The 4,820-nt window shown below is 62.0% G+C and carries 5 protein-coding genes; all 5 read left to right on the top strand.

Features of this window, described 5'->3' with window-relative positions:
- The coding region (rfbB, locus tag AC5DC2_RS19335) for a dTDP-glucose 4,6-dehydratase (RefSeq protein WP_491699644.1) at positions 1 to 1,006 on the top strand (1,006 nt) is incomplete at its 5' end.
- Positions 1,003 to 1,851 (top strand): dTDP-4-dehydrorhamnose reductase, encoded by an 849-nt coding sequence (rfbD, locus tag AC5DC2_RS19340; protein ID WP_491699645.1) that lies wholly within the window; start codon positions 1,003 to 1,005, stop codon positions 1,849 to 1,851. The genes rfbB and rfbD, both read left to right, overlap by 4 nt.
- On the top strand, positions 1,848 to 2,744 hold the full coding sequence (gene rfbA, locus AC5DC2_RS19345; RefSeq protein WP_491699646.1) for a glucose-1-phosphate thymidylyltransferase RfbA: 897 nt from the start codon (positions 1,848 to 1,850) through the stop codon (positions 2,742 to 2,744). Before rfbD ends, rfbA begins: the two co-directional genes overlap by 4 nt.
- Positions 2,745 to 2,952: 208 nt before the next feature.
- A complete protein-coding gene (locus AC5DC2_RS19350) occupies positions 2,953 to 3,924 on the top strand; it encodes an endonuclease/exonuclease/phosphatase family protein (RefSeq protein ID WP_024708688.1) in 972 nt (323 codons plus the stop codon).
- 194 nt (positions 3,925 to 4,118) lie between these two features.
- Positions 4,119 to 4,820 (top strand): hypothetical protein (locus tag AC5DC2_RS19355; RefSeq protein WP_491699647.1); only part of this gene is annotated, 702 nt, incomplete at its 3' end.

The raw sequence follows: 4,820 nt of genomic DNA on the forward strand, positions 1-4,820 counted from the left end.
ATCCGCGGTCGTGCGTCTTGCCGTTTCCCGCGGCATGCATGTCGTCAATCTGGATGCGCTGACCTATGCGGCCTGCCTCGATAATGTCGCGAGTGTCGCCGAAAGCCCGCTCTATGCGTTCGAGCATGCCGATATCCGCGACCGCGCTGCGCTCGACAGGGTTTTCGAAACGCATGCGCCGGATGCGGTGATGCATCTTGCCGCCGAAAGCCATGTCGACCGCTCGATCGACGGGCCGGGCGATTTCATCGAGACAAATATCAACGGCACGTACAACATGCTGGAGGCCGCACGCAGCTACTGGACCGGCAAGGGTCGGCCTGAGGGCTTCCGCTTCCATCACATCTCCACCGACGAGGTGTTCGGCTCGCTCGGCCCGACGGGCATGTTCACCGAGACGACGCCCTACGACCCGCGTTCGCCGTACTCCGCCTCGAAGGCCGCCTCCGATCACCTCGTGCGCGCCTGGCACGAGACCTACGGCCTGCCGGTTCTTGTCACCAACTGTTCCAACAATTACGGCCCTTATCATTTTCCCGAAAAGCTGATTCCGGTTGTGATCCTCAATGCGCTCGCCGGCAAGCCGATCCCGGTCTATGGCAAGGGCGAGAACATCCGCGACTGGCTGTTTGTCGAAGATCATGCCGAAGCGCTTCTTACGGTCGTCGAAAAGGGAAAGCCCGGACGCAGTTATAATATTGGCGGCGAGAACGAGCGCACCAATCTCGATCTGGTCAGGACGATCTGCGCGCTTCTGGACGGGAAGCGTCCGCTTGCGCACGGTTCCTACGCGGACCAGATCACCTTCGTGGCCGACCGTCCCGGCCATGACCTTCGCTATGCCATCGATCCGAGCCGTATCACCGCAGAGCTTGGCTGGCGGCCTTCCGTGACGGTCGAGGAAGGGCTTGAGAAGACGGTGCAGTGGTATCTCGACAATGAAGACTGGTGGCGCGCCCTGCAAAGCCGCAAGGGCGTCGGCACGAGACTGGGAGTGAAGGCATGATCCTCGTTTTCGGCAGTACCGGCCAGGTCGCGCGCGAATTGCGGGCCATTCTGCCCGACGCCCGTTTCCTCGCGCGCGCGGAGGCGGATCTCGCCGATCCGGCAGCTTGCGGGGAGGCGATCAGGCGCCTTGGCCCGGCGGCGGTCATCAATGCCGCCGCCTATACGGCCGTCGACAAGGCGGAAAGCGAAGAAGAGGTCGCGCTCAGGATCAATGGCGCAGCACCCGGCGCGATGGCGCGCGCCTGCGCGGAACTGGGCATTCCGCTGGTCCATATCTCCACCGATTACGTCTTTGACGGAACGGGGGAGACGCCGTTTGCGACCGACCGGCAACCGGCGCCGCTTAGCGCCTATGGCCGGACAAAGCTTGCCGGCGAACGCGCCATCGCCGAAGCCGGACCTTCCCATGCGATCCTGCGCACAAGCTGGGTGTTTTCCGCCCATGGCAGCAATTTCCTGAAGACCATGCTGCGCCTCGCCGAGACCCGCGATACGCTCAACGTGGTCAGCGACCAGGTCGGTGGGCCGACGTCTGCGAAAGCGATTGCCGCAGCCTGCAAGACGATTGCCGGGCAATTGACTACCGAGCCGGAGAAATCGGGCATCTACCATTTCTCCGGCGCGCCGGATGTCAGCTGGGCCGAATTCGCGCGCGCGATCTTCACGGCCGCCGGCAAGGCCGTTGCCGTCAACGACATTCCGACATCCGATTATCCGACGCCCGCCGCCCGCCCGCTGAATTCCCGTCTCGACTGCGCGACCCTGTCGGCCTTCGGCCTGCGGCGGCCGGACTGGAACGAGGACATGAACGCCGTTCTGGAAACGTTCGGAGCAAAGCGATGAACCAACGCAAAGGCATTATTCTCGCCGGCGGCTCCGGCACGCGGCTCTATCCGCTGACACTGGCGATTCCCAAGCAGCTCATGCCGGTCTACGACAAGCCGATGATCTACTATCCGCTCTCCGTTCTGATGCTGAGCGGCATTCGCGAGATCGCGGTCATCACCACGCCGGGCGATCAGGAGCAGTTCCGCCGGCTGCTGGGCGACGGCAGTCAGTGGGGGCTTTCTTTGACCTACATCGCTCAACCCTCGCCCGACGGGCTTGCCCAGGCCTATATTCTGGCCGAGGATTTCCTTGCCGGCGCGCCGTCCGCCATGGTGCTCGGCGACAACATCTATTTCGGTCATGGCCTTCCGGATATCCTGAAAAGCGCCGATGCCAAGGTGAAGGGCGGAACGGTCTTCGGCTACTACGTCGCCGATCCCGAGCGCTACGGCGTCGTCGCGTTCGACAAGACCGGCAGCGTCAGGGAGATCATCGAGAAACCGGACGTGGCGCCGTCGAACTATGCGGTGACCGGGCTTTATTTCCTTGATGGCGAAGCCCCCGCGCGCGCGCGTTCGGTAAAGCCCTCGCCCCGCGGCGAACTCGAGATCGTCACGCTTCTGGAAAGCTATCTTCACGACGGAACGCTGAGCGTCGAGCGCATGGGCCGCGGCTATGCCTGGCTCGATACGGGAACCCATTCGAGCCTGCTCGACGCCGGCAATTTTGTCCGCACGCTTTCGGTTCGGCAGGGCATGCAGTCCGGATGTCCGGAGGAGATCGCCTATCGCCAGGGCTGGATCGATGACGAAATGCTGGAAAAGCACGCGGAACGCTTCAGAAAGACGGATTACGGCGCCTATCTCTCCAGCCTTCTGAACGCCGCGCCTGACCGTCCGGTGGGGTGAATGCGGGAGATTTTTCGTCGCATACCGGACCTTGCCTGATACGAATACCGGCGGAAAGCACGGCCCGCCGGGACACATGGCGGCGCCAGCCGGCATGTACCGCCCATGCCGTCACGGGTGAAAGAGGCCCCCTGTCCGTCATTGCCGCCACGCCGGCAGGATGCTAGGGTCAGGATATATTTAATTCTCTTTTTCTCAGGATTTCAGTTTGGGCTTTGTCAGGTCTCTGTTCGGCATTTGCGCCGTTCTTGCGCTCATCCTGGGTGCTCTGCCTTTTCTTTCGCATGCATGGCCATTCGTCTTTCTCGGCGGCATGCGCGTGCACATCGTCATCGCGGCGGCTATCTTCTCCCTCGCCTTTCTCGCTCTTGTCCGCTCCCCATGGGGCGCGCTTCCGCTGGCGGCCGCCCTTTGTCTGGCGGCCTGGGTCGGCTGGCTGCATTACGGCATCGTGCAGCCCGAGCGTGACGACGGTCAGCGCTATGCCACGCTGAAGCTCATCGAATTCAACATGCTCTACAGCAACAGGAACGGGGCTGCCATCGCCGACTGGCTTGAAGCCCAGAACGCGGATATCGTCTACGCGCTGGAATCGAACCCGATCTGGCGTCACCTGGATGCGCTTTCCGAAACCTATCCCTATTGCGCCGGCTGCACGCGCGACGGGCGCAGCGACGATCTGATTGTGCTTTCCAAGTTTCCGCTGCAGGACGTGAGCATAATGTCGCTTGGCAAGGTCGCGTCCAACCGTTTCATCCGTTCAAGGATCGAGGTTGAGGGCAGCACGGTCACGCTTGTGGCGATGCATCTGACCAAGCCCTATTTCGACAACTTCCAGCAAGAGGAACTGATGCAGGCGCGGCGGTTTCTCAGAGCGGCCGAGGGGCCGGTTATTCTCGGCGGAGACTTCAATTCATCGCTGATTTCTCCTGATATCAGGGCTTTCATCGAGGCGCTCGGTCTGCGCTCCCACGCGCATGAGCCGCGTACATGGCCGGCCGGCGCCCCTTCGATCGGTCTGCCGATCGACCATATCCTGGTCAGGCCGCCGGCCCATATCGACACGCTTACCCGCATGAAGGACAGTCTCGGCTCCAATCATTTTGGATTGATCGCCGAGATTTCTATCCCTGTCGGGCCGCTCGCCGAAACCGGCGGGGCCAAGGCCGGCAATCCCTGATTGCCCGCAACAGGTTCGAGCCTGAAACTTTCAATTATCAGCTTCGTGTTTGCGCTGTCAGGAAGTGTGGCTTTCTGGCAAGCTGGTTCCGGTGCTGTTTAAAAGGGGCAGGGGGCCCGACAACAATGAAAGCAGTAGGTCGATTTCTGGGGTGCGCATTGATGGTTCTTTCCGCCGCGGGAATATCCCCTGCGATGGCGGAGGAACCGACGGACGAGAATTTCTGTGACTGGTACTCCGCCTTTTCGGCGGCAATCGCTCATGAGGCGATCATGAAGAATCCGGATTGTCTCGACTTCGGGCGCGGCGTCCATGATAACAAGGACATGCATTTTTCCTGGTGCATGCGCAACACCAAGGACACGGTGACCGGCGCCGGCCGGCATATCGCTGAGCTTGCCGAGCAGTGCAGCGCGCCGTCAAACCCGCGCCCGGCGCAAAACAACCCGGATGCGTTTGCCGCGAAGGTGGCGGCCGGCGGCCAGACATGGATGGTCGAGCGTTTGATCCCCGGCGTCTGCTACGCCGAACTGACCGACAATTCGAAACAGGATTATTTCGGCCGCATGATCCGGTTCGAGTTCTCCGACGGGCAGTATCGTCTGGTTTCCGATTTCACCGGCGTCGAAGGCGTGCACAATGTTCTCGTGGACGGGCGTGGCTTCCGCACGAATTTCGAACAGTTTTCCGATGCCGTCACGGCTCCGGTGGGACAGGATTTCATTGCGGCCGTCAAGGGCGGCAACCGCTTGAACCTGAATTTCGAGCCGGACGGGCCGGAATATTCGCTTGCGGGTTCCGCCGCCGCGCTCGACATGATGCTCGATTGCGCCAGCGGTCGGCAAGCCGCCGCGCGTGAGGCGGCGGCGCAAACGGCGACCCAGCCCGCCTCGCCG

The organism is Martelella sp. (assembly GCF_984369615.1).